Annotated in this window: 29 protein-coding genes and 1 tRNA gene; 13 read left to right on the top strand and 17 right to left on the bottom strand. The window is 66.3% G+C overall.

The features are described 5' to 3' along the window. Positions 1 to 19: 19 nt before the first annotated feature. The 5 genes from petA (at position 20) to ACKN61_RS07775 (ending at position 4,102) form a co-directional block, all read left to right on the top strand. Complete coding sequence (petA, locus tag ACKN61_RS07755; protein ID WP_408952996.1) at positions 20 to 640, top strand: ubiquinol-cytochrome c reductase iron-sulfur subunit; 621 nt, start codon at positions 20 to 22, stop codon at positions 638 to 640. Between the two features lie 3 nt (positions 641 to 643). Beyond that, the gene (locus ACKN61_RS07760) at positions 644 to 1,903 is read left to right on the top strand and encodes a cytochrome bc complex cytochrome b subunit (protein ID WP_408952997.1); all 1,260 of its coding nucleotides are present in this window, start codon (positions 644 to 646) and stop codon (positions 1,901 to 1,903) included. A 37-nt stretch (positions 1,904 to 1,940) separates the two neighbouring features. Further along, positions 1,941 to 2,684, top strand: a complete 744-nt coding sequence (locus ACKN61_RS07765) for a cytochrome c1 (RefSeq protein ID WP_408952998.1) — start codon at positions 1,941 to 1,943, stop codon at positions 2,682 to 2,684. Positions 2,685 to 2,858: 174 nt separating this feature from the next. After that, positions 2,859 to 3,494, top strand: coding sequence for a glutathione S-transferase N-terminal domain-containing protein (locus ACKN61_RS07770; protein ID WP_031370409.1), 636 nt, complete (start codon positions 2,859 to 2,861; stop codon positions 3,492 to 3,494). Between the two features lie 116 nt (positions 3,495 to 3,610). Further along, the gene (locus ACKN61_RS07775; RefSeq protein WP_057917353.1) at positions 3,611 to 4,102 is read left to right on the top strand and encodes a ClpXP protease specificity-enhancing factor; all 492 of its coding nucleotides are present in this window, start codon (positions 3,611 to 3,613) and stop codon (positions 4,100 to 4,102) included. A 284-nt stretch (positions 4,103 to 4,386) separates the two neighbouring features. On the opposite strand, the gene ACKN61_RS07780 is transcribed toward ACKN61_RS07775, so the two are convergent. The 3 genes from ACKN61_RS07780 to ACKN61_RS07790 are packed head-to-tail and all read right to left on the bottom strand — an operon-like array spanning position 4,387 to position 5,895. Further along, a complete protein-coding gene (locus ACKN61_RS07780; RefSeq protein ID WP_408952999.1) occupies positions 4,387 to 4,710 on the bottom strand; it encodes a DUF3301 domain-containing protein in 324 nt (107 codons plus the stop codon). A 40-nt stretch (positions 4,711 to 4,750) separates the two neighbouring features. Next, positions 4,751 to 5,629: a carboxylating nicotinate-nucleotide diphosphorylase gene (gene nadC / locus ACKN61_RS07785; protein ID WP_408953000.1), complete on the bottom strand. Its 879-nt coding sequence runs from the start codon at positions 5,627 to 5,629 to the stop codon at positions 4,751 to 4,753. Further along, entirely contained in the window at positions 5,626 to 5,895 is a 270-nt protein-coding gene (locus tag ACKN61_RS07790; RefSeq protein WP_223621228.1) for a Trm112 family protein, read from the bottom strand. Before ACKN61_RS07790 ends, nadC begins: the two co-directional genes overlap by 4 nt. A gap of 64 nt (positions 5,896 to 5,959) precedes the next feature. Here ACKN61_RS07790 and purE point away from each other — a divergent pair, with 64 nt between their 5' ends. Together purE and ACKN61_RS07800 are read left to right on the top strand one after the other, a co-directional pair. Further along, positions 5,960 to 6,478, top strand: a complete 519-nt coding sequence (gene purE, locus ACKN61_RS07795) for a 5-(carboxyamino)imidazole ribonucleotide mutase (RefSeq protein ID WP_223621227.1) — start codon at positions 5,960 to 5,962, stop codon at positions 6,476 to 6,478. After that, on the top strand, positions 6,475 to 7,614 hold the full coding sequence (locus ACKN61_RS07800) for a 5-(carboxyamino)imidazole ribonucleotide synthase (RefSeq protein ID WP_408953001.1): 1,140 nt from the start codon (positions 6,475 to 6,477) through the stop codon (positions 7,612 to 7,614). The genes purE and ACKN61_RS07800 overlap by 4 nt, the downstream gene beginning before the upstream one ends. Before the next feature lie 126 nt (positions 7,615 to 7,740). Here the strand turns inward: ACKN61_RS07800 and ACKN61_RS07805 are convergent, their stop codons facing one another. After that, positions 7,741 to 8,319, bottom strand: a complete 579-nt coding sequence (locus ACKN61_RS07805) for a superoxide dismutase (RefSeq protein ID WP_057917359.1) — start codon at positions 8,317 to 8,319, stop codon at positions 7,741 to 7,743. Positions 8,320 to 8,510: 191 nt separating this feature from the next. Between ACKN61_RS07805 and grxD the strand changes: the two genes are divergently transcribed. The 6 genes from grxD to ACKN61_RS07835 all read left to right on the top strand — a co-directional run bounded on the left by grxD (position 8,511) and on the right by ACKN61_RS07835 (position 15,539). Further along, positions 8,511 to 8,831 (top strand): Grx4 family monothiol glutaredoxin, encoded by a 321-nt coding sequence (gene grxD / locus ACKN61_RS07810; protein ID WP_031370401.1) that lies wholly within the window; start codon positions 8,511 to 8,513, stop codon positions 8,829 to 8,831. Continuing rightward, positions 8,828 to 9,577, top strand: a complete 750-nt coding sequence (locus ACKN61_RS07815; protein WP_408953002.1) for an SDR family NAD(P)-dependent oxidoreductase — start codon at positions 8,828 to 8,830, stop codon at positions 9,575 to 9,577. The genes grxD and ACKN61_RS07815 overlap by 4 nt, the downstream gene beginning before the upstream one ends. A 30-nt stretch (positions 9,578 to 9,607) precedes the next feature. Continuing rightward, positions 9,608 to 10,204, top strand: coding sequence for a YhgN family NAAT transporter (locus tag ACKN61_RS07820; RefSeq protein WP_408953003.1), 597 nt, complete (start codon positions 9,608 to 9,610; stop codon positions 10,202 to 10,204). A 381-nt stretch (positions 10,205 to 10,585) separates the two neighbouring features. Then, positions 10,586 to 13,816 carry a TonB-dependent receptor domain-containing protein gene (locus ACKN61_RS07825; RefSeq protein ID WP_408953004.1) on the top strand — a complete coding sequence of 1,077 codons (3,231 nt, stop codon included), beginning with the start codon at positions 10,586 to 10,588 and terminating at the stop codon, positions 13,814 to 13,816. Positions 13,817 to 14,020: 204 nt separating this feature from the next. Then, on the top strand, positions 14,021 to 15,403 hold the full coding sequence (gene ppnN, locus ACKN61_RS07830) for a nucleotide 5'-monophosphate nucleosidase PpnN (RefSeq protein WP_031370397.1): 1,383 nt from the start codon (positions 14,021 to 14,023) through the stop codon (positions 15,401 to 15,403). A gap of 59 nt (positions 15,404 to 15,462) precedes the next feature. Further along, positions 15,463 to 15,539, top strand: a tRNA-Asn gene (locus tag ACKN61_RS07835). Positions 15,540 to 15,606: 67 nt separating this feature from the next. On the opposite strand, the gene ACKN61_RS07840 is transcribed toward ACKN61_RS07835, so the two are convergent. From ACKN61_RS07840 to ACKN61_RS07900, 13 genes are all read right to left on the bottom strand, one after another. Then, a complete protein-coding gene (locus ACKN61_RS07840; RefSeq protein WP_408953005.1) occupies positions 15,607 to 16,557 on the bottom strand; it encodes a hypothetical protein in 951 nt (316 codons plus the stop codon). 25 nt (positions 16,558 to 16,582) lie between these two features. Continuing rightward, positions 16,583 to 16,810 carry a DUF4224 domain-containing protein gene (locus ACKN61_RS07845; protein WP_408953006.1) on the bottom strand — a complete coding sequence of 76 codons (228 nt, stop codon included), beginning with the start codon at positions 16,808 to 16,810 and terminating at the stop codon, positions 16,583 to 16,585. Then, positions 16,782 to 17,093, bottom strand: coding sequence for a hypothetical protein (locus ACKN61_RS07850; protein ID WP_408953007.1), 312 nt, complete (start codon positions 17,091 to 17,093; stop codon positions 16,782 to 16,784). The genes ACKN61_RS07845 and ACKN61_RS07850 overlap by 29 nt, the downstream gene beginning before the upstream one ends. After that, the gene (locus ACKN61_RS07855) at positions 17,093 to 17,527 is read right to left on the bottom strand and encodes a hypothetical protein (protein ID WP_408953008.1); all 435 of its coding nucleotides are present in this window, start codon (positions 17,525 to 17,527) and stop codon (positions 17,093 to 17,095) included. Before ACKN61_RS07855 ends, ACKN61_RS07850 begins: the two co-directional genes overlap by 1 nt. A gap of 3 nt (positions 17,528 to 17,530) precedes the next feature. Continuing rightward, complete coding sequence (locus tag ACKN61_RS07860) at positions 17,531 to 18,490, bottom strand: hypothetical protein (protein WP_408953009.1); 960 nt, start codon at positions 18,488 to 18,490, stop codon at positions 17,531 to 17,533. A gap of 27 nt (positions 18,491 to 18,517) precedes the next feature. After that, complete coding sequence (locus tag ACKN61_RS07865) at positions 18,518 to 18,835, bottom strand: winged helix-turn-helix domain-containing protein (RefSeq protein WP_408953010.1); 318 nt, start codon at positions 18,833 to 18,835, stop codon at positions 18,518 to 18,520. Positions 18,836 to 18,942: 107 nt separating this feature from the next. Beyond that, complete coding sequence (locus ACKN61_RS07870) at positions 18,943 to 19,359, bottom strand: Gp49 family protein (RefSeq protein WP_408953011.1); 417 nt, start codon at positions 19,357 to 19,359, stop codon at positions 18,943 to 18,945. 58 nt (positions 19,360 to 19,417) lie between these two features. Then, positions 19,418 to 20,275 carry an SPFH domain-containing protein gene (locus ACKN61_RS07875; protein ID WP_408953012.1) on the bottom strand — a complete coding sequence of 286 codons (858 nt, stop codon included), beginning with the start codon at positions 20,273 to 20,275 and terminating at the stop codon, positions 19,418 to 19,420. Next, positions 20,272 to 20,472: a hypothetical protein gene (locus tag ACKN61_RS07880; RefSeq protein ID WP_408953013.1), complete on the bottom strand. Its 201-nt coding sequence runs from the start codon at positions 20,470 to 20,472 to the stop codon at positions 20,272 to 20,274. The genes ACKN61_RS07875 and ACKN61_RS07880 overlap by 4 nt, the downstream gene beginning before the upstream one ends. Before the next feature lie 3 nt (positions 20,473 to 20,475). Continuing rightward, positions 20,476 to 21,129 carry a hypothetical protein gene (locus ACKN61_RS07885; RefSeq protein ID WP_408953014.1) on the bottom strand — a complete coding sequence of 218 codons (654 nt, stop codon included), beginning with the start codon at positions 21,127 to 21,129 and terminating at the stop codon, positions 20,476 to 20,478. A gap of 84 nt (positions 21,130 to 21,213) precedes the next feature. Beyond that, entirely contained in the window at positions 21,214 to 22,179 is a 966-nt protein-coding gene (locus ACKN61_RS07890) for a recombinase RecT (RefSeq protein ID WP_408953015.1), read from the bottom strand. Positions 22,180 to 22,194: 15 nt separating this feature from the next. Beyond that, positions 22,195 to 23,163 carry a YqaJ viral recombinase family protein gene (locus ACKN61_RS07895; RefSeq protein ID WP_408953016.1) on the bottom strand — a complete coding sequence of 323 codons (969 nt, stop codon included), beginning with the start codon at positions 23,161 to 23,163 and terminating at the stop codon, positions 22,195 to 22,197. Then, positions 23,160 to 23,393, bottom strand: coding sequence for a hypothetical protein (locus ACKN61_RS07900; RefSeq protein WP_408953017.1), 234 nt, complete (start codon positions 23,391 to 23,393; stop codon positions 23,160 to 23,162). The genes ACKN61_RS07895 and ACKN61_RS07900 overlap by 4 nt, the downstream gene beginning before the upstream one ends. Positions 23,394 to 23,405 lie beyond the last annotated feature (12 nt).

Genomic DNA, 23,405 nt, shown 5'->3' on the forward strand with positions numbered 1-23,405 from the left:
CAGCTTTGCGGAGTGCCGGATGGCCAACCAAGGGGTCAACGATCCTATCAACACGGGCCGACGTCGGTTCCTGACGGCGACCACAGCAGTGGTCGGTGCCGTGGGCGCCGGCTTTGCCGCGGTGCCTTTCATCAAGTCCTGGAACCCCAGCGCGCGCGCCAAGCTCGCCGGCGCTCCGGTGACTGCCGATATCAGCGCCCTCACCGAAGGCCAGCGCCTGGTCATGGAATGGCGCGGTCAGCCGATCTGGATCGTCAAGCGCTCCAAGGCCATTCTCGACATCCTGCCGACCCTCGACGGGCGTCTGCGCGATCCCAAGTCCGAGAACCCCGACCAGCAGCCGGCCTACGTGCGCGAGAAGAGCCCGGAACTGCGCTCGCTCAAGCCCGAGATCTCGGTGCTCGTGGGCCTGTGCACGCACCTGGGCTGCTCGCCGGAAATGAAGGCCGAGATCCGGCCCGAGGCGTTCGACCCGGAGTGGAAGGGCGGTTACTTCTGCCCCTGCCACAAGTCGCGTTTCGACATGGCCGGTCGCGTGTTCGAGGGCGTGCCGGCCCCGACCAACCTGCTGGTGCCTCCGCACTACTACGAAAACGACAACACCATCGTCATCGGTGTTGATCCGAAGGGAGCGGCGTAAGTCATGTCCAACGTCATTACCCGCACCGCCAACAACGTCTTCGATTGGGTCACCGCTCGCGCGCCCGGCATGATGCCGTTCTATCGCAAGCACATGACCGAGTACTACGCGCCGAAGAACTTCAACCTCTGGTACTACTTCGGCTCGCTCGCGCTGCTGGTGCTGGTCAACCAGATCGTCACCGGCATCTTCCTGACGATGCACTTCAAGCCGTCCGCGGCCGAAGCGTTCTCGTCGGTCGAATACATCATGCGCGACGTGGAGTGGGGCTGGCTGATCCGCTACATGCACAGCACCGGCGCCTCGCTGTTCTTCATCGTCGTCTACCTGCACATGTTCCGCGGCCTGCTGTACGGCTCGTACCAGAAGCCGCGCGAGCTGGTGTGGATCCTCGGCATGCTGATCTATCTGGTGCTGATGGCCGAAGCCTTCATGGGCTACGTGCTGCCGTGGGGCCAGATGTCGTTCTGGGGCGCCAAGGTCATCATCTCGCTGTTCGGCGCGATCCCGGTGATCGGCAACGGCCTGACCGAGTGGATCATGGGCGACTACCTGCCCGGCGACGCCACCCTCAACCGCTTCTTCGCGCTGCACGTGATCGCGCTGCCGCTGGTGCTGTTGCTGCTGGTCGTGCTGCACCTGGGCGCGCTGCACGAAGTGGGTTCCAACAACCCCGACGGCGTCGACATCAAGAAGGGCCCCAAGGGCAACCGCTGGGATGCCAGCAAGCCGCTCGACAGCATCCCGTTCCACCCGTACTACACGGTCAAGGATCTGGTGGGCGTCGGCTTCTTCCTGATCATCGCCGCGTTCATCATCTTCTTCGCCCCGGCGTTCGGCGGCTGGTTCCTCGAGCACGACAACTTCAGCGAAGCCAATCGACTGGTGACGCCGGAGCACATCAAGCCGGTCTGGTACTACACGCCGTACTACGCCATGTTGCGCGTGATCCCGCACAAGCTTTCGGGCGTGCTGGTGATGTTCGGCGCGATCGCGGTGCTGTTCCTGGTGCCGTGGCTGGACCGCAGCAAGGTCAAGTCGGTGCGCTTCCGCGGCTGGATGAGCAAGCTCGCGCTGGGCGTATTGGCGGTCTGCTTCCTGTGGCTCGGCAAGATCGGCGCCGGCCCGGGTACCGACCCGGTCGAGACCATCATCGGCCGCGTGCTGACCTTCCTGTACTTCGCCTTCTTCATCACCATGCCGCTGTGGACCAAGCTCGACAAGACCAAGCCGGTGCCGGAACGGGTGAAGATGCATGACTAACCTGAGCTCGATTGATCACAGCCGGCCCTTCCATAAGATGCGTATCGTGAAGAAGCTCGCCACCTTTGCCGCCGGCCTGCTCGTGTCGGCGACCGCCTTCGCCTCCGGCGGCGGCGACCTGATGCAGTCGGGTACCGACCTCAACGACCGCGCGTCGTTGCAGCGCGGCGCCCAGCTGTACATGAACTACTGCTCGGGCTGTCATTCGCTGAAGTACCTGCGCTACTCGCGCATCGCCGAGGACCTGGGCCTGACCGAAGCGGAGGTCATGAACAACCTCAACTTCACCGGCGCCAAGTTCGGCGAGCAGATCCAGGTCAACATGACCGCCGAACACGCCAACCAGTGGTTCGGCAAGATGCCGCCGGACCTCAGCGTGATCTCGCGCGTGCGCGGCAGCGACTGGATCTACACCTATCTCAACTCGTTCTTCCTCGACGAGAGCCGTCCGCTGGGCTGGAACAACAAGTTGTTCCCGAACGCCTCGATGCCGAACCCGCTGTGGGAACTGCAGGGTCTGCAGCATGCGGAGTACGGCGAACTCGACAAGGCCACCGGCGAGCGTCCGGTGCACGCCCTCAAGATCGCGCAGCCCGGCAAGCTCGACGCCGAAGGCTTCAAGACGGCGGCGCGCGATATCACCACATTCCTCGAGTACGCCGGCGAACCGGCCGCGCTCAAGCGCCAGAGTCTGGGCGTTTGGGTGATCCTGTTCCTGGCGTTGTTCACGTTGATCGCGTATCTGTTGAAGACCGAGTACTGGCGCGACGTGGAACATTGATCCGAGCCCCGCAGGGAGGCCCGCGCCGCTGAGGCGCGGGCTAGCGCACGACGACGGCAGGAGCCGGCGTCGCCGCGCATGGGGTAGGGGGCAGGCTCGAGGCCGTGACGACTTTCCACAGCGGGTGGAGGGCGTCTTGCGACCGGCGGATTCCGGTCGCTGGAGAGGTCGATGATGGCGGCGAGCCCCCGTATGCGTAATGCCCTGACTCTGTTTTCGTCCACCGACTGCGTGCTGTGCCATCGGGTCCGGCTGGTGCTGGCGGCGAAAGGCGTCACCTACGACCTGATACCGGTCGATCCGCAGAATCCGCCCGAAGACCTCGTCGACCTCAACCCGTATCACTCCGTCCCGACCCTGGTCGAGCGCGACCTGGTCCTGTACGCGGCCAGCGTGGTCAGCGAATACCTCGACGAGCGCTATCCGCACCCGCCGCTGATGCCGGTCGACCCGCTGTCGCGGGCGCGCCTGCGCCTGGCGATGCTGCGCCTGGAGCACGACTGGGTGCCGCAGGTCCAGGCCATCCAGATGGGCAACAAGGCCCAGGCCGAAGCCGCGCGTAAGCGCCTGAAGGAACTGCTGACCGCCTCGGTGCCGCTGTTCAAGGCCAGCAAGTTCTTCCTGAACCCCGAAATGAGCCTGGCCGATTGCGCCATGGCGCCGATCATCTGGCGCCTGCCCTCGCTCGACGTGCCCATGCCGAAGGACGGCAAGGCGATCGAGGACTACGGCAACCGCATCTTCCGCAACCCCGGTTTCACCCGCAGCCTGACCGACCAGGAACGCAAGCTGCGCGACATGCCGACCTGAGCTGGGTCGGGCGGCCGGGCCGCGTCCGTGCGGCCGCGCCGGGGGCGCGACGGACGGGGCCGTAATCGCACGGGACGGCCTCGTCGTTCACCTCGTCATGACGCTAAAATGTGCGTATGACCGAAAGCAGTGCTCCGATGACCAGCCACCGCCCCTACCTGTTGCGGGCGCTGTACGAGTGGATCGCCGATAACGGCATGACCCCGCATCTGCTCGTCGACGCCACGCGTCCGTCGGTGCAGGTGCCGGCGCATGCGGTCAAGGACGGCAAGATCGTCCTCAACGTCGCCGCCCGCGCGGTCTCGCATCTGGAAATGGGCAACGACCTGATCCGCTTCAGCGCGCGCTTCGGCGGCGTCAGCCATCCGGTGTCGGTGCCGGTCGGTGCGGTGCTCGCGATCTATGCGCGCGAAACCGGGCAGGGCATGGCCTTGCCGGAAGACGTGGGCATGGAAGAGTCGGCGCTCGACGAAGGTCATGACGAGATCGATTCGGCGCCGCCGATGTTGAGTTCGGTGCCGAACGACCCGGCGCCGGAGGGCGACGACGACGGCGGCCCGCAAACGCCGAGCCCGCGTCGCGGCGGACATCTGCGCATCGTCAAGTAAGCGCTGGTCGGCGTTGTTTCGCCTGCGCTAGCCGCGCCGGATCTTGGTGGCGCGATTTTGGCGGCGCGGTCGCGGCTCGCGCCATTCTTCACCAGGCCTGCGTAACCCTTTGTAGGAGCGGCGTAAGCCGCGACCGCGAAGCTTCGCCTTGCGGTGCTACGTCCTGGCCTGCATCGCGACGGGAGCATCGGTTTGCTGGATGGGTACGCCGGCTATCGCCTCGGCGCGGTCGCGGCTTGCGCCGCTCCTGCCCTTGAAGCCCACGCCGCGTCTTGGCTGCGCCCTCAATGCAACTGCGTCGGCACCCGCGTTACCGGGCCGCTGAAGGCGATCAGCCGTTCGCCGCGCAGGATCAGGCGGCCGACATGCCGGTCTTCGCCGTCGATCGAATAATCGAAGCGGAAGGTGCGCTCGAACCCGAGCCAGCCGCTCTCGTGGCGGATCAGCTTCAGGCCGATCGCGTGCACGCTTTGGTCCAGCCACTGCACGCCGGCCTTGAGGCAGGCGTCGCGCCCGACCGTTTCGGCGCGTTCGGCGGCGGCGCGGCCGGCGCTCCAGAACGAGAACGCGGCGGCGCCGAAGATCATCAACAAGATCAAGGTAGGCATGACAGGGTTCTGGCGACGGTCGGGCGCAAAGCCAAGGGGGTCAGCCCGGCGGCGGCCCGAGTTTCAACGAAAGATCGATGGCGCGCACATGTTTGGTCAGCGCGCCGATGGAAATGCAGTCGACGCCGTCCTCGGCGATCGCGCGCAGGCCGGCCAGATCGACGCCGCCGGAGACTTCCAGCGGGATGCGTCCATCGAACGGAGTGCTGCGGGCGATGCGCACGGCTTCGCGCCGCGTCGGCGCGTCGAAGTCGTCGATCAGGATGCGGTCGCAGCCGGCGCCGAGCGCTTCGCGCAGTTGCTCCAGCGATTCGACTTCGACGATCAGCGGCAGCTGCGGATGCTTGGCGCGGGCATCGGCGATCGCGGCGCTGATCGAGCCGGCCGCGCGGACGTGGTTTTCCTTGAGCATGACCGTGTCGTACAGGCCGATGCGGTGGTTGACCCCGCCGCCGACGCGCACCGCGTATTTCTGCGCCAGGCGCAGGCCGGGCAGGGTCTTGCGGGTGTCGAGGATGCGCGTGCCGGTGCCGCGCACCGCCTCGACGTAGCTCGCGGTGACCGTGGCCGTGCCCGACAGGGTCTGCATGAAATTGAGCGAGGCGCGTTCGGCGCTGACCAGGGCGCGGGCGCGGCCGTGCAGCAGGGCGAGCACGGTGCCTTTGCTCACGCGCTCGCCTTCGGCCACGCGCCAGTCGATGCGCACGTCCGGGTCGAGGGCGCGATGGCAGGCCTCGAACCAGGGGCGGCCGCAGACGACGGCGTCTTCCTTGCACAGCAGATAGGCGCTGTCGGCGATGTCGGGCAGCAGGTCGGCGGTGACGTCTCCGCTGCCGAGATCCTCGGCCAGCGCGTCGGCGACGTCGGCCTCGATCTCGGCGGCCGGCGGAGGGCTGAGGTCGCGGGCGGGCGCGCTCATGCGGCCGGGAAGCCTTCGACCTGGGCCGTGGCGAGGGCGTTTTCGGCGTCGAGCAGCGGAATGCCGTCGTCGACGATGTAGACGATCTTGCGGTCGCGGGTCACCAGGGCCTCGCGCAGGGGCTCGGACTGGGCGTCGCCGCTGCCGCGGACGATGCCGCCGGCGCCGATGGCGGCGTTCAGGGCCTGCAGGCCGCGGCTCTCGAGGGGGAACAGGGGTTGGCGCGTGGAGGGGCAGACGAGCAGGTCGAGCAGTTTGCGATCCATACGGTGCGGTGCCGATACGACGGGACAGGGCGTTAGAATACGTCTTTGCGCCTAGGCACGCCCCATGTCTCCAGCTTCCGCAACGCCCGTCACCCCTCCTGCGCTCGTCGGCATCGTCATGGGCTCGCGCTCTGACTGGGAAACGATGCAGCACGCTGCCGCCAAGCTGGAAGCGCTCGGCGTTCCGCACGAGGTCCGGGTGGTCTCGGCGCACCGCACGCCCGACGTGTTGTTCGAATATGCCGACACGGCGGCGGCGCGCGGTCTGCGCGCGATCATCGCCGGCGCCGGCGGCGCGGCGCATCTGCCGGGCATGCTGGCGGCCAAGACCGCGGTGCCGGTGCTCGGCGTGCCGGTGCAGTCCAAGGCCCTCAACGGCATGGATTCGCTGCTCTCGATCGTGCAGATGCCGGCCGGCATTCCGGTGGCGACCTTCGCCATCGGCAACGCCGGCGCCGCCAATGCGGCCTTGTTCGCCGCGGCGCTGCTGTCGGCGGAGTACCCGGCGATCGGCGCGGCGCTGACCGCGTTCCGCGCCCGTCAGACCGACGAGGTGCTCGCCAACGACGATCCGCGCCAATGACCACCGTCGGTATTCTCGGAGGCGGGCAACTGGCCCGCATGCTCGCGCTTTCCGGCGCGCCCCTGGGGCTGCGTTTCCTGGTGCTCGACAGCGCCGCCGATGCCTGCGCCGGCCAGTTCGCGCCGATGGTGGTCGGCGATTACACCGACCAGGCCGCGCTCGACGAATTCGCTTCGAAGATCGACGTGGCCACGTTCGATTTCGAGAACGTGCCGGCCGAGTCCGCGCATTGGCTGGCCGAACGCCGGCCGGTGTTCCCGAGCCCGCGCGCGCTGGCCGTGGCCCAGGACCGCCTGGCCGAAAAGACCCTGTTCCGCGAGCTCGATATCCCGGTGCCGGATTTCGCCGCGATCGATACCCGCGCCGCGCTCGACGAGGCGATCGCGACCATCGGCACGCCGTGCATCCTCAAAACCCGGCGCCTGGGTTACGACGGCAAGGGCCAGTTCCGGATCAAGACGCCGGCCGATGCCGACGCCGCCTGGGCCGCGCTCGGCCCGCAGGCCGACAAGGTCGGCCTGATCCTCGAAGGTTTCGTGCGTTTCGAGCGCGAGTTGTCGGTGGTCGCGGTGCGCGGCCGCGACGGCGAGTTCCGCGCCTGGCCGATCACCGAAAACTGGCATGTCGACGGCGTGCTGTCGGCCAGCCTGGCGCCGGCGCGCACCGACGAAGCGCTCGCCGCGACCGCGATTTCGTATGCGCGCAAGCTCGCCGAGGCGCTGGATTACGTCGGCGTGTTCGCGCTCGAGTTGTTCTGCCGCGACGGCGTGCTGCTGGCCAACGAACTGGCGCCGCGCGTGCACAACTCCGGGCACTGGACCATCGAAGGCAGCGAGACTTCGCAGTTCCAGAACCATCTGCGCGCCGTGCTCGGCCTGCCCCTGGGCGATACGCGCATGCTCGGCGTGGCCTGCATGCTCAACTGGATCGGCACCATGCCCGAGGCCGGGCCGGTGCTGAGCGAGGCCGGCGGGCATTGGCACGATTACGGCAAGTCTTCGCGCGAGGGCCGCAAGGTCGGCCACGCGACCCTGCGCGCCGACAGCGCCGGCGAGCTCGCCCAGGCCCTGCAGCGGGTCGGTGAGCGTTTGCAGCGACAGGACCAGGTCGCGCCGGTGATCGAGCGGCTGGGGTGATCCCCTTGGCTTGAGCCGGTCCGGCCTGAGCAGGCTAACGAAACCGGCCGGGTTTCCCCGGCCGCAGCGCGTCAACGAAAAACGGCCGGGTTTCCCCGGCCGTTGGTATCGCGATGAGGCTTGCGCTTACTTCAGGTTGGAAGCGACGAAGTCCCAGTTGACCAAGTTCCAGAACGCCTCGACGTACTTCGGGCGGGCGTTGCGGTAGTCGATGTAGTAGGCGTGTTCCCAGACGTCGCAGGTCAGCAGGGCGGTGTCTTCGCCGGTCAGCGGGGTCGCCGCGTTGGGCGTGCTGACCAGGGCGAGCGAGCCGTCCGGACGCTGCACCAGCCAGCCCCAGCCGGAGCCGAAGGTGCCGACGGCGGTCTTGGTGAACTCTTCCTTGAACTTGGCGAAGTCGCCGAAGGCCTTGTTGATCAGCTCGGCCAGCTTGCCGGTCGGCTCGCCGCCCCCCTTGGGGGACAGGCAGTTCCAGTAGAAGGTGTGGTTCCAGATCTGCGCGGCGTTGTTGAACATGCCGCCCTGCGACTTCTTGATGATCTCTTCCAGCGACAGCGCGGCGAACTCGGTGCCCTCGATCATCTTGTTGAGATTGTCGACGTAGGCCTTGTGGTGCTTGCCGTAGTGGAAGTCGATGGTCTCGGCGGAGATGGTGGGCTCGAGCGCGGTGCGGTCGTAGGGCAGGGCGGGCAATTCGATGGCCATTGGCGGGCTCCTTGCAGAATTCGGGGGGCTGGCTAGCAGGGACGCCGCCGGCGGCAGTCCGTTCCGGGCATGAAACCATTCCCGGACGGACGCGTCGGCGGCGCCATGTAGGCTTACAATTCATATTCTATCCCCACGTTTCGTTGCTGAACCGTCAAGGTCGGCAACAAACCATCGCAGGAGCAGTACCCATGTCCGTTATGGAACGGATCCAGGCCGAAGTCGAAGCCCACCCGATCGTGTTGTTCATGAAGGGCACCGCGCAGTTCCCGATGTGCGGTTTCTCCAGCCGTGCCGTGCAGGCGCTCAAGGCCGCCGGCGCGACCACGCTGCATACGGTCAATGTGCTGGAAGACCCGGAAGTGCGCGCGAATCTGCCGCGTTACTCGAACTGGCCGACCTTCCCGCAGCTCTTCATCCACGGCGAGCTGATCGGCGGATGCGACATCACCATGGAGCTGTACGAGTCCGGCGAGCTGGCGCGCATGATCAGCGAGACCCAGGCACAGTGAGTTCGACGGCAGCCACGACGGCGGCGACGCAGCAGGCCCTGGCCGGCCGCGTCGTCCTGGTCACCGGGGCGGCCGGGGGACTCGGCGCAGCCGCGGCCGCGGCCTGCGCGAGCGCCGGTGCGACCCTGGTCCTGCTCGGGCGCAAGCTGCCGAAGTTGAACCGGGTCTACGACACGGTCGCCCAACTCGGCCCGGAGCCGCTGCTGTATCCGCTCGACCTGGAAGGCGCGCAGCCCGACGACTACGCCGAAATGGCCGCGCGTATCGAAAGCGAACTCGGCCGTCTCGATGGCGTGCTGCATTGCGCCGCCGATTTCCCCGGCCTGACGCCGCTGGCGCAGACCGACCCGGCCGCGTTCGCGCGCGCCGTGCACGTCAATCTCACCGCGCCGTGGTGGCTGTCGCAGGCCTGCCTGCCGCTGATGGCCAAGTCGGCCGATGCGGCGCTGGTGTTCGCGCTCGACGACCCGCAGCGCGTCGGCCAGGCCTATTGGGGCGGCTATGGCGCGGCCCAGCACGGCCTGGCGGCACTGGTCGGCATGTTGCACGCCGAACTGGTCAATTCGAGCATCCGCGTAGCCGGCCTGCGTCCCGGACCGATGCGCACCGGCCTGCGTTCGCGCGCCTATGTCGAAGACAGCGACCGCAGCGCCCGCGATCCCGCGGCCTATGCCTCGGCCTGCGTGACCTTGCTGGCGCCCGAAGGCGCCGTGCATCGCGGCCAGGTCTGGGCGCCGACCCCATGACGGTCAACCGCCCATGACGGCCATCTGCCCATGACGATTGCCTCGGCCGCGCTGCTGCTGTTCATCATTCTCGACCCGCTCGGGAACATTCCGGTGTTCCTGAGTCTGCTGCGTGGCTTGCCGCCCAAGCGCCAGCGGATCGTGCTCGCGCGCGAGCTGCTGATCGCGCTCGGCGTGCTGATGCTGTTCCTGTGGGGCGGCAAGTACGCCCTGGAGCTGATGCATCTGCGCCAGGAATCGGTTTCGATCGCCGGCGGCATCGTCCTGTTCCTGATCGGCATCCGCATGATCTTCCCGCCGCCGGAAGGGCTGATGGGCGAGCTGCCCGATGGCGAGCCCTTCATCGTGCCGATGGCGATCCCGCTGGTGGCCGGCCCCTCGGGCATGGCCGCGGTCATGCTGATGGGCAGCAACGACCCCTCGCGCCTGACCGACTGGAGCCTGGCCCTGCTGATCGCCTGGGGCGCGACCGCGGCGATCCTGTTCTCGGCCACCTTGTTGTACAAGCTGCTCGGCCGCCGCGCCCTGATCGCGATCGAGCGACTGATGGGCATGCTGCTGGTGGCGATCTCGGTGCAGATGGTCCTCGACGGCCTGGGCACCTACCTGCAGATCTCGCCGCCCTGACCGGGGTGGCCGGAGCGGCCCGATCCTGGCCGGCCCGGCTGATCCGGCTGGACTGATCCAGTTGGACTGATCTGCCGGACTGATCTGCCGGACTGGTCCGATCCGATGGTTCCCGAGCCACCGCTGCCCGGGGAGGGCGGGGCGCGCTTATACCGCTTTGCCGGGTGTGCCGGTTCTGCTGTGCGGGCGGTCACCGTGTGACAAGCCATGAACGGCGTCACGTCTCTGTCACACCTCCCCCCTAGCCTGTTAAACTGCTGTTAACCCAGCGGCCACGCGCCGTCCGGGTAGGGGCTAGCCAATCCAACTTAGAGCACGGCAGCGGCGCAGAGCCGCGCCTGCCCAACTCCGCCACGCATTCCACATCCCGAGGTCACCGTAATGACTCATCCGAACCGCGTCCGGTTGTCCAAGCTCACGCTTGGCCTGCTTGCCGTTCTCGCCACTGCGCCGGTCTTCGCGCAGAGCACTTCCGCAGGCCTCGCCGGCCGCGTCCTCGGCGCCGACGGCCAGCCGGTCGCGGGTGCCGAAGTCACCATCACCCACTCCGAGTCGGGCACGGTCAGCCGCGCCACGACCGGCGCCGACGGTCGCTACAACGCGCGCGGTCTGCGCGTCGGCGGTCCGTACACGGTCGTCATCAACAAGGAAGGCTCCGGCACCGCCAGCCAGGACGGCGTGTTCCTGAACCTGGACAAGGTCAACGAAGTCGACGTCGCACTGAACAACCAGGTCACCACCCTGGATGCCGTGCAGGCCGTCGCCGCCCTCGGTTCGGAAGTGTTCTCGTCCAACAAGATGGGCGCCGGCTCGATCCTCACCCGCGATCAGCTGGAGTCGATGCCGACCATCAACCGCAACCTGCAGGACTTCGTCCGCCTCGACCCGCGCGTCGTCGTCACCGACAAATCGCGCAACGAGATCTCGGTTGGCGGCCAGAACCCGCGCTACAACGTGATCCGCGTCGACGGCATCAGCACCAACGACTCCTTCGGCCTCGGCGGCAACGGCCTGCCGACCCCGCGCCAGCCGTTCTCGATGGACGTGATCGACGAAGTGGCGGTCGACGTGGCCAACTACGACGTGACCATCTCCGGCGGCACCGGCGGCGTGATCAACGCCGTCACCAAGTCGGGCACCAACGAATTCCATGGCTCGGTCTACGGCGTTTACCGCGACAACGACTGGTCGGGCAAGAACCAGAACGACGTGCGTCCGCAGTTGTTCGACAGCGAAAGCACCTTCGGCGCCACCTTCGGCGGCCCGCTGGTCAAGGACAAGCTGTTCTTCTTCGCCAACTACGAGAAGTACACCGGCAAGGAAGTGTTCACCGGCAACTCCAGCTTCGGTCCTGCGGGCTCGGGCGCCAACAACATCGTCAACATCACCCAGGCGCAGATCGACGAGGTGATTTCGGTCTCGAAGAGCGTGTACGGCTTCGACCCGGGCAGCCTGGCATTGCCGGCGCTGGACACCGACACCGAAGAGTACGGCATCAAGTTCGACTGGAACATCAGCGACAAGCACCGCGCCAACTTCCGCTACGCCAAGAGCGAGCAGAGCACCGCGTTCCTGCAGGGCTTCGGCACCAACTCGCTGGCGCTGAACTCGTATCACTACGTCAACGACTTCGAGTTCAAGACCTACACCGCGCAGCTGTTCAGCGACTGGACCGACGTCTTCTCGACCGAAGCCAAGGTCTCGTACCGCGACTATTCGGCCGTGCGCAGCCCGCGCTTCGACCTGCCGGCGGTCGCCGTGCGTTTCGGCAGCAACACGCTGAACCTGGGCACCGAAGAGAACACCCACGTCAACGTCCTCGAGACCAAGACCTGGAATGGTTTCTTCGCCGGTAACCTGTTCCTCGGCGACCACACCGTGAAGTTCGGCGCCGACTACGAGTCGAACGAGGTCTACAACCTGTTCGGCCGCCGCGTGAACGGCGTCTACACCTTCAACAGCGTCGCCGACTACCGTGCCGGCCGTTCCAGCCGCTACCAGCTGTTCTACCCGCGCGGCGGCGACCTCGACAACATGGCCGCGACCTTCACCCAGAAGAACGTCGGCGTGTTCCTGCAGGACACCTGGGCGGTCAACGACAAGTTGAGCCTGACCTTCGGCCTGCGCTACGACCGCGCCATCGTCGACGACCGCCCGGTCTTCAACCCGGCGGCCTCGGCGTTGTTCGGCACCCGCAACGACAACAACATCGACGGCACCGACCTGATCGCGCCGCGCTTCGGCTTCAACTACACCTTCGACAGCGAGCGTCCGACCCAGCTGCGCGGCGGCATCGGCCTGTTCCGCGGCGGCACCCCGACCGTGTGGCTGGCCAACCCGTACTCGAACAACGGCGTGTCGTACACCGACTACGTGTTCACCAACGGCATCAACGGCTTCAGCGCCAACCCGGACGCCCAGCTGGCCCTGGTCAACGCCGCCGGCGGCGCCGCCGGTGCGACCCAGTCGGTCGACTTCATCGAAAAGGACATGAGCCTGCCGTCGGTGTGGAAGGCCAACCTGGCGTTCGATACCGAACTGCCGTGGTACGGCATCGTCGCCGCCGCCGAAGCGGTGGTGACCTCGGTCAACGACGCGCTGTACTACCAGCAGCTCAACCTGGGTGGCGTCACCAAGATCGGCCAGGACGGCCGCAACATCTATTGGGACCCGAACGGCCTGGCTGCGGCCAGCTGGAACGCCGACGGCACCGCCTGCCTGCGCGAAACCGGCCTGAACGGTTCGGCCTGCACCAACAGCCGCACCAATGCCCGCGCCCTGCGCGCGACCGCGTATAACGACGCGATCATCGCCCGCCAGACCGGCAAGGGCGAAAGCCAGCAGTTCACCCTGTCGTTGAACAAGCCGTTCAACAACAGCGACTGGAGCTGGAGCGTCGCCTACACCTACACCCATGCCGACGAAGTCAGCCCGCTGACCAGCTCGACCTCGAGCTCGCAGCTCGGCAACGTCGCCGTGTTCCAGGCCAACGAAGAAGTCAGCGCGCGTTCCAGCTACGAAGTCCGCGACCGCTTCACCGCTTCGCTGAACTGGAAGCACGCCTTCTTCGGCGACAACAACACCATCGTCTCGCTGTTCTACGAAGGCCGTTCGGGCCGTCCGTACAGCTATGCGTTCGACAACGATGCCAACGGCGACGGCCGCTTCAACGACCTGATGTACATCCCGAAGGGCCCGGGCGACGTGCTGTTCCGCAATGCCGCCGAAGAAGCCGCGTTCTGGCAGTTCTACAACAGCGACGAGTACCTGCGCAGCCACGGCGGCCAGGTCGCCCAGCGCAACGCAGTGCGCGGCAAGTGGGTCAACCAGTTCGACCTGCACATCGCCCAGGAATTCCCGGGCTTCTGGGAAGGCCACAAGGCCGAGCTCGCGCTCGACATCCTCAACGTCGGCAACCTGTTGAACAAGGACTGGGGACAGGTCGAAGAGGTCGCGTTCCCGGGCATGCGCGGTATCGTCGATTACGGCGGTATCGACCCGGCGACGGGTAAGTACATCTACCGCTTCACCAAGCCCGATCCGGAACAGATCTACGACGAGAAGGGCATCTCGCGCTGGGCGGCTCAGCTGAGCTTCCACTATCGCTTCTGATTCTTGCGGTATCTGGCGACAACGGAAACGGCCGGGGGCGACCCCGGCCGTTTCCTTTTTATGGGGCCGCAGCATTCGCGGCCGGACAGGGTGGGGCGGCACGGCCGCGGACCGGTCCGGCGGACGGGGGCGGCTGCCGCAGCCCGACCCCGAACTGCTAGAGTCCTTTCCCACTAATCGATGAAAAAAGCAGAGAAAAACGCAATGACCGCAACCCCCATAGCGGCCGTCCTGCCGACGGTCAACGCCCGCATCTATCCCAAGGGCGGGCTCGATGTCCTGTCCCGCGACGAGGTCGCGCGCCTGCGCGACGCCTCCACCGGCATGCACGACCTGCTGCGCCGTTGCGCCCTGGCGGTGCTGACCAGCGGCAGCGCCTCCGACGATCCGCGCGCCGCGCGTGAGCTGTATCCCGATTTCGATATCGAAGTGCACCAACAGGACCGCGGCGTGCGCATCGACCTGCGCCATGCCCCGGCGATGGCCTTCGTCGACGGCGAGATCATCCGCGGCGTCGCCGAATTGCTGTTCGCCGTGGTCCGCGACCTGGCCTATACTGCCATGGAGCTCGACAAGGGCGGCGGCCGCGATCTCGACAGCAGCGACGGCCTCACCGATTCGGTGTTCGGCCTGTTGCGCAACGCGCGCATCCTGCACCCGGCCGACCCGAACCTGGTCGTGTGCTGGGGCGGCCACTCGATCTCGCGCGACGAGTACATTTACACCAAGCAGGTCGGCTACGAGCTCGGCCTGCGCGGCCTGGACATCTGCACCGGCTGCGGCCCGGGCGCGATGAAGGGGCCGATGAAGGGCGCGACCATCGCCCACGCCAAGCAGCGCAAGCGCCGCGTGCGTTACATCGGCATCACCGAGCCGGGCATCATCGCCGCCGAGTCGCCGAACCCGATCGTCAACCACCTGGTGATCATGCCGGACATCGAGAAGCGCCTGGAGGCCTTCGTCCGCATGGGCCACGGCATCATCGTGTTCCCGGGCGGCGTCGGCACGGCCGAGGAAATCCTGTACCTGCTGGGCATCCTGCTGCGCGAGGAAAACGCCGAGCTGCCGTTCCCGCTGATCCTGACCGGCCCGACCGCCTCGGCCCCGTATTTCGAGCAGATCGACCGTTTCCTGCGCCTGACCCTGGGCGAGGCGGCGACCTCGCGCTACGAGATCATCGTCGGCGACCCCGAGCGCGTGGCCAAGCGCATGGCCGCCGGCATCCGCCGGGTCCGCGAAAACCGCATCGAGCACAAGGATTCGTTCTTCTTCAACTGGTCGATCGACATCCCGCTGACCTTCCAGAAGCCGTTCATTCCGACCCACGAGGCGATGGCGGCGCTGGACCTGCACCACGGCCGCAAGCCGCACGAACTGGCGGCCGACCTGCGCCGGGCGTTTTCGGGCATCGTCGCCGGTAACGTCAAGGAGGACGGCATGCGCCGGATCGAGGAATTCGGCCCGTTCGAGATCCACGGCGACCACGACATGATGCAGTCGCTGGATGCCTTGCTGCGGGCCTTCGTCGAGCAGCGCCGGATGAAGATCGCCGGCGAATACCGTCCCTGCTACCGCGTCGTGACCTGAGTTAATTTCGCCCCGAAGTGTTGACGAAGGGCGGGGCATTGAGCATCATATGCAGCCCCGCCCGAATAGCTCAGCCGGTTAGAGCACTTGACTGTTAATCAGGGGGTCGTTGGTTCGAGTCCAACTTCGGGCGCCATAATTTAAGAGGCCGCGAGCAATCGCGGCCTTTTTCTTTCTTCAAGAAAAGCGGCGATCTTCAAGAATTAGCGCGCCGGCTGCGCCTTTTTCGGCTTCGCCCGGTAGTGCCGGCGCGTCACTTTCGTGTCCTTGTGGGTCAGCAGGTCGGCGGCCTCTTGGTCGGTTTCCTTGTCCGACCCCGCCTTGCGCCGCAGATCGTTCAGGCGCACGTTCTTGACGCTCGTCTTATTCCGGGCGGTCCGCCATAGGGACCGAAGCCCCGACGTCGTGTAGGGGCCTGGGCCGCGCTTGGCGTGCTTCCCCTTCGGCATGCTCTCGAACAGGAAGATCCGGCCCGCCCGGGTCCAGAGCCGGTTAGCCTCGGCGACACAGGCCCGCAGCTCGTCCGACCACTCGATAGTTACCGGCGCGTCGGTTTTGTTGGTTACCGCCCGGATCCCCTCAGCCGTGATGTCAGCGAGCTTGACCTTTACGACGTCGCTTTGTCGTAACCCGGTCAGATACGAGAAATTCAAGATGCACGACAGCTTCGCCGAAGCCGCATTGAGCAGGACCGCGAGCTCGCCGTCTTCGATGTAGCGTTGGCGCGGCGATTCGTCGTTGCGGTATTCGAGGCCCTTGGTCGGGTCATCGCCTTTGAACGCGCCGATGCGGCGCGCGTGCGTAAACGTCGCGGAGAGAAGCGAGCGGTCGCGGTTGGCCTGCACGTCGCCGCGCTCGATGAGGTATTGATAGACGTGCTGCGGCTCGATGTCGGCGAGCTCCAGATGCCCGAAAACCGGGATCAGGTTCTTCGAGCTGTTCTTGTAGCCTTCGAGCGTCGCAGGCTTGATCGGCTTCCGCCGCGTGGTAGCCCATTCGATGTAATGCGCAATGGCGTGCTGCACCGTGCGCACTTCCGGCTTCGCGCCGACGATCCCCGCATACTTCACCAGCGCCGGGCCGAATTCCCGCCCGAGCCTCACCCATTTGTCCTTGCCGCGCGCGTACCAATACGTACCCGAGATCAGTTGCATTCCCACCGGCAAGTGCAAATTCTTTTTACGCCGCCTTCCCACGCAGTGCGCTCCAGTTCGGTTGCGGCTTCGCCGCCGTTCTTCTTGTCGTTCCCGCCAGCACCGCGGCGCGCTCTACGAGCGGCCGGCCGGCGCCGTTGGGCCTGAACTTGATTCCCATCGCGGCGAGCTTCCGACATTGCGCCTTCCAGCTATTCGGCTTCAGGCCGGTGAGCTCGCCGACTTCATCGGGCGTTAGCCACGTCTCGCTCATCGCTTGCACCTCTCGCATAGCGTGCCGACGGGTTCTTCGGTGCCTCGTGCCGCGCGAGCGATCCTTCGTTCGCTGCTCGCGCGATGGCTTCCGCGTATTCCCGGTCGAACTGGATCACGCACCCTTCGCGGGTGCTGCATTGGAACCCGTGCTTTCCAATCACGCGGTGAGCCAAGCGGCCATCGCTGTAAGAGGTCTTCCACGAGTCCACGTAGAACGGCCCGACCGCGTTCCACGCGATCAGCCAATTGGTCACCGGATAGCCGTCGCAGGCGTAGGCCATCACGGCACCTCAACGGCGAAACGCTTGCCGCAGTGGGGGCAATCGACGGGCTTGCCGGGGACCACGACGGGCTGTCGCGAAGCCCAGCCATCCGCATCGATCACCAGCGACCACCGATCATCGAAATCCTCGCCCTGCGCGTTCAAGTGGCCGACGAGTCGGAAGTCCGGCCAGCGCTGCCGCATGAGCCGCGTCACGAAGTTGACCGCTTCTTCGAGGCCGTATGTCTTTTCGGTCGAGTCGTCCCAGCGGATGCCGCCGAAGTCTTTGGTCAAAACGAGATCGATGTAGGTACAGCCCGTGCTGCGGTCAACGACCCAATCGGGATGCGTGCGCACGTCCTCGCCGAAGATCTCGTTCAACGCGGCAAGCTGGGGAGCAGTGGGCTCGGTGGCGAACCGCAGTTCGCCGGTGAAGTTGGTGTTGTAGCCCATCGCTCAGCCCTCGCGATTCTGTTCGGCTGCGTCGAGGCGAATCGCCTGCGCGAGCCACAACAGCGCTTGATGGCTGCGCGAGTTGCGGCCGCCGCCGTTCAACGTGCGGCATCGCAACGACGGAATCGGAAACGGTTCACCCTCGGGCCGCTCTTCCCAATCCTGCATCGTCAGATGCACGTCGCCGTCACCGCCGACATACACCTTGACCCACGTTCCACCGTTCCGGCCCTTGTCGTCGCACAACAGCATGTAGTGCTCGCCTTGCTTGAGGCCCGTCGGCCACTGGGGGCGGAACGGATCGAGATCCGCAGCGGCAACGTGACCGCTGGGAATGAGCCATCGCTCGATGAAGCTGTCGCTGTCTTCGGCGTGCGACTCGACCGAGTGCGGCCACGGCGCAGCTACGGCCCTAACGAGCCCCGTGTCATCGACGGCATTGATCTGCTCGGCCGCCTTTTCGGCGTGCGCCTTGCTCGGTGCGGCGTGCACTTCGTCCGGCCCTTGAAGGTGCAGGCACCACAGGGCCGGCGCTTCATCGACCACCACCGTAGGCGCAGGCGCAGCGGACAGAACGCCAAGCTCCTGTAGTTCGATGGTGTCGTACTCGTGATACTTCCCGGTAGATTTAGCTTCGGCGTATTCCGCGGCTCCGATTGCCTGCCAGCGGCTCCATTGACTCGGCTTATTCCACGGCTTGTGCAGCACGCGGACGCGCCACGCTACGGCCGGACCCGCGTCCGCTATTTGCTCAGCGGGAGCGGTGGCGGCCTTCTGTCGCTTCCAGTACATGAGCGCGCTTCCCGGAACCCGGTCGAGGGTCGCCATGCCGAGCACGGTCGAGCCGTCGAGCGGGTTGATGCTGTTGACGGCGCATTCGGGGGTCTTGCAGAGCTCGCCGAACAGCTTGGCGCCGTCGATCTCGTAGATGATCGCGTAAAGGGTGGTGGGCTCGTTGCTCATGGTGTCGGGGATCCTTGAAGGTGAGGGTCAGGCCGCGGCGAGCGCGGTCGCATCGACCGGCCACCACGTCACGGCGGAGCGTCCGGAGACGCGGCAGGTCCGCGCGCGGCCCTTGCGCACAGCGCCGGCGGTGGCGCACTCCGGCAAGCGGCGGGCGAGGGCGTAGCGGTCGAGCTCGCAGAACTGCGCGAGCTCGTTGCTCGTGTAGCCGGGGTGTTGCCGCACGACTTCGGCGGCAAGCTGCTGCTGCGCGTCGCGCGCGCCGCTGGCGGTGATCGCGTCGGCGGCGAGGTGAGAGGTAGCGGGGTCGGTGGCGCGCGCGGCGGGGGTGTGGATTCGTTGCATCTGTGCGGCTCCGGTAGGTGGCCGCCGGCGGTGGATCTGCGTGCTCGGGGGGAGGTAGTCGAGTCGCGATCACACCGCCGGCGGCCGTGCGCTGCGGGGTGTTGCGGTTACGCCTGGTACTCGGGCGCCGCCAGCGCACTCGCGGCTTCGTCCTCGGCTTCGTCGGCCTGATCGGCGAGGAAGTCGCGCAGACGGAAGCCGAGAAGCGGCCAGATCTTTTCGACGGCCTTTTCGCGGGCGATCTTGCGACCGATGTCAGCGTCGAAGTTCTCCGGGCTCGCGCAGGCGCTTTCGCCGGTGACGGTGAAGCCGTTTTCGAGCACGAGGACGCAGATCGTCAGCAGGGGCAGCGAAACGACTGCCTTCTTCGTGTCGCCGAGGTTCACCGCGCCGTCGCTGTAGGCGCCTTCGAGCGCGGAAAAAAAGTGCTCGCTCACGATCTCGGCGGCAACGTCCTGCGTGGTAATGCGGGGCGCGGTGAGGCCCTTCGACTGGATCTCGGTCTCGATGGTCTTGTCGTTCATGACTGCTCCGTAATGGGTACTGCGGGGGATCCGAAACGCGCCTCGCGGCGCGCGCCGGTTACTTGTTGACGTTGATGAAGGGGACGGCGCTGGAGCCGTTGACCTGTGGCAGCTTTCCGTCCCAACGCTGGATCGCTTCGAGCTCCAGCACTCGCGGGTTTTCCGCGATGGCGCGACCCTTGATCGAAATCGCTTCGGCGTCGGCGCGAGCGACTTCGAGCTTTGCCGTCGCCTCGCCGCGCGCGGCCTCGACAGCCTTGTCTGCCTCGGCCTTCGACTGCTCGACCTCGTTCCGGCGCTGTTCCGCCATCTGGGTCGCTTTGATTTTCGCGTTGATCGATTCGGCGACGACGGCCGGCAAGCGGAGCTCGCCGATCCAGTAGATCTTTTCGACGTCGATGCCGATGGCGGCGACCTGCGCGGCGACGTCCTTCTGAACCTTGTCGATCAACGTGGCCTTGCCGCCGCCGTAAACCGACTCGACTCTCATGCTGCTGGCGTTCTTGACCAGCGAGTCGCGGACCATGTTGCGCAAGTAGAGATCGGTGATCTCGTCCACGCCCTTGCGGTACTTCTGGAAGATCACCGCGGCCTTATCGGGCCGGACGTGGTAGCTGATGCCGACGTCGGCCTTTACGGCGAGACCCTCGACGGTCTGGAAGCCGATCTCTTCGTTCGCGCAGTCGCCTTCCTGGCAGTCCTTCGCCCAGGTGTAGTTCTGCGTGTACGTCGGGAAGAGATAGAGCTCTTCGTTCCAGCCGATCCAGTACCGGCCAGGGCCGAGTTGCTCGACGTCCACGCCCTTATTGGTGCCGAGCAGATAAGCCTTGATGCCGACGTTGCCGGCGGGAACCTTGGAGCAGGCCACGAGCGCGCACGCCAGCAGCGCCGCGATCAGGATGCGGGAGATCTTCATTGAGTTTCCTCGGTGGTGGTCTTGCGGTGGATCGCGCGATTCGTCGCGCGATAGGTGATGTAGGCGCTGGCGATCAGCAGCAGCACGCCGCCGGCGACCAGCTCCCAATGCGACGCGGAGATCAGCGCCGGCGCGGCCCAGCCCAGGAGAAACAGCCAGTAAGCGACGGCGCCGATCAGCAGCAATTCGCGGCGCATGGCTTACGCGGCCTCGGCGGCGGTAGCCGGGCAGTTGTCCGCGACCGGGCCGGTGTCGGCTTCGGCGTCCGCCGCGGTGCTCGGCGTCGCCGAATCGGGCACCGATTCCGGTTCCTTGAACCCGGGCAGCGCGCGCTGATCGCGTTCGGCCTTCGGGATCTTGCCGCCCATGTAGCCATCGGATCCGGCGACCACGATCAGCACCGGCTTACCGACGGCATCGAGCAGCGCATGCCGGTTTTCGTCGTGCCGCGCGAGCACGAGCGTCGCTTTGATGCCGTCCTTCGCGGTGATCTGTTCGAGGTTGGCGGTGATGACCTCGCGGCCGTCGGTGGCGATCAGATGCACGGCGCGTTTCACCGCGTCGCCGACCTGCGACGTCACGCGCTTAATCACGTCGTCTTGCTTGAACTCGCTCAGCTTGGCCCAGACGTCGGGCAGCGCCTTTATTTCATCGACGATGACAGTCGTCAGCGTGCCGAGCATCGTGTCGGCGGTGAAGTCGATGATGTCGATGATGTCGGCGACCTGATCGCCGTCGTCGCCTGCTGCGGTGTCGGCTTCAGTCGCGGCGGTGGTTTCGACCTGGGCCTCGCCGGCGCCTTCGACGGTGGTCTCGGGCGTGTCGGTGGCGGTCGTGGTTTCTTCGTTCGACATGGTTCTCTCCGGTGGGAAGGTGACGCCCGGCGCGCGCACGGCGCGGCTCACGGTTGCCGGCGCGCGGCGCCGGGCGTCGGGGGCTTAGGGGATTTCCAGCGCGTCGCGGCGGAGCTCGTAATAGGCCGCTAGCTCGCGCGACTCTTCGGCGGCCATGTCCTGCCCGCGCGACAGGTCGAAAGCGTCGTTCAACGCATCGGTGTCGGTCGCAGACTCCATCGCGGCGCGCGCGGTGACATAGGCGTCGCTGCCACCGCTGCCGGTGTTCCCGGTCAACGTGTCGAGCGCGTTCCCGCCGTCGTCGCCGTCGATGGTGATCGTGTCGCCGTGGACGGTGTAGGTATTGCCGCTGTTATAGGCGGCTTCGGCGGTCATCGCGTTGGTGAGCTCGATCGATTTCGGCATGTACTTGATAACCTGCAACAGCGGAACCTTGCGGGCGTACATTTCCCAGTTGTTATGGGCGTAGTGGCCGGCGCCGACCTTGTTGTTTTTGTTGAAGTGCTTTCGGACGCGCGAGATCGGCCACACCTCGATAACGGGCCACTGGCTGCCGTTGACGCGGCCCACGGCGTAAACGTGCGTTAGCTTCTTCGGGTCGTCCTCGCCGCCCGGGCGGTGGCGCACGAAAGGCGAATCGCCGAGGGCGAACTCGAACTCGTCCCCCTCGAACGCCGCGCCGGTCCAAACCGTCGCGCGACCGGATCGCGAAACGAGATCGACGTAGCCTTGCCACCCCGGCACGAAGGTGCATTTGCCCTTGTAGGGCACGAGATAGCCTTGGCCCGCGACACCAATTTCCAGGCCGAGCTGCGCCGCGGTGATGATCGATGCCGCGATGCTGTTCATGTCGCACTGCTGCAACTGGCGGTTGCCGTTGAACGCGGTCAGCGCGAGCCGAATCATTCGGTCGGGGTTGAGATGCTTCGGAAGCGCGACGGCGAATTGTCCCTTGTATTTTTCGAGGAACTGATTCAACTGCGCGCCGTTGGATGCCTTCGCCGGCGTGCTGCTGCCGGTGGCGGCCGCTCTTAGTGCGTTCTGCGACATAGCGCTGTTACTCCCTTACTTGACGGTGAAGACGCGCGCCGAGCCCTTCCGCGTGAACTCGCGGACAAGCTTCGGGTGTTGCTCTTTGAGCGCGGTTTGATCGAGCCAGCTCGTAGCGCGTTGCTTCCACGTCACGGCGGCCTTTTCATCGACGACGAGCTCGGTCGCGTCGCGCATCGCGAGCTTTACGTCGAACTCCAGCGCCTCGAACTCTCTCTCGCGGGCCTTGATCTCGGATTGGATGGCGCGGAGTCGGAGAACTTGGCGGGTGAGCTCGTTGTCGGCGATCAGCGCCGGGCCCTTGTCGTCGCCCTTATAGAGACGATCCAAGTCGTCGAGATTGAGCGGCGTCGGCGTCGTGTTGGTCAGCACTAGCTGCCAAAACGCGGTTGCGCGCGCCCGCATCGCGGCGATGGTTTCGTCGTCGCGTTCGATGGGATAGGCCCGGATCTCGTCGGCGCCGAAGAGCGGTGCAATCAGGCACCGGCGCCGCTTAGTCACGCCGAGCCCGTGCATGCCTTGCGCGGTGTAGAAGACCGGCGATTCGTCGGTGCCGGCCTCGCCCCACTCGCCGGCCTTGAACGGGTGAACCGTCTTCAGTTCGACGTTGGTGATTTCGTCTTCGTCGTCGAGCACGATCTCGAAGTCGATCTCGGCGGCCAGGAACGGCAATTCGGGATCGATATAGCGGCGATTGCTCGCGACGATCTCGACTTTGTGGCCGCGCTCTTCGAGGTGCTCGACGAGCATTTCGGCGACGACGGATTCCCAGCGGTGGCCGCGGGTCTTCGGCTTCGACGGGCGGTCGTGGTCCGGAAGCAGCGGCCGCGTCTTCAGCTCCCAGAGCTGGAGCGGCGTGCGCCACGGGCTGATGCCGAGGACCGCGGCGATATCGGACCCGCCAATGAAGCGTTGCCGGTCGTGGTCGGCGCCGGCAAGAGCCGGCGCGACCTGAGCGGGCACGGGAAGCGCCACGGCGTTCACTCGGCGCTGTCCTCGCCGTCTTCCTCGCCGGCGGTGATGACCTTGACGCCCTTCGCCAGCGCGGCGACGAGCTGCTCTTGCGACGCGACGCTCGCGCTGTAGCGGTCGCGCACCACGGCGGTGACGGCCTGGGCCTTGGTGCTGGCGCGCACGAGCGACGGGGCGGCGGGCGTGCCGTCGGCGTCGGGCTCGGCGTGCTTGTCGGTGACGGCGTAAATGCGGGTACTCATCGGGTGTTGCTC

This window comes from Lysobacter sp. Hz25 (assembly GCF_046097045.1).
Taxonomy (GTDB): Bacteria; Pseudomonadota; Gammaproteobacteria; order Xanthomonadales; family Xanthomonadaceae; genus Lysobacter; species Lysobacter antibioticus_B.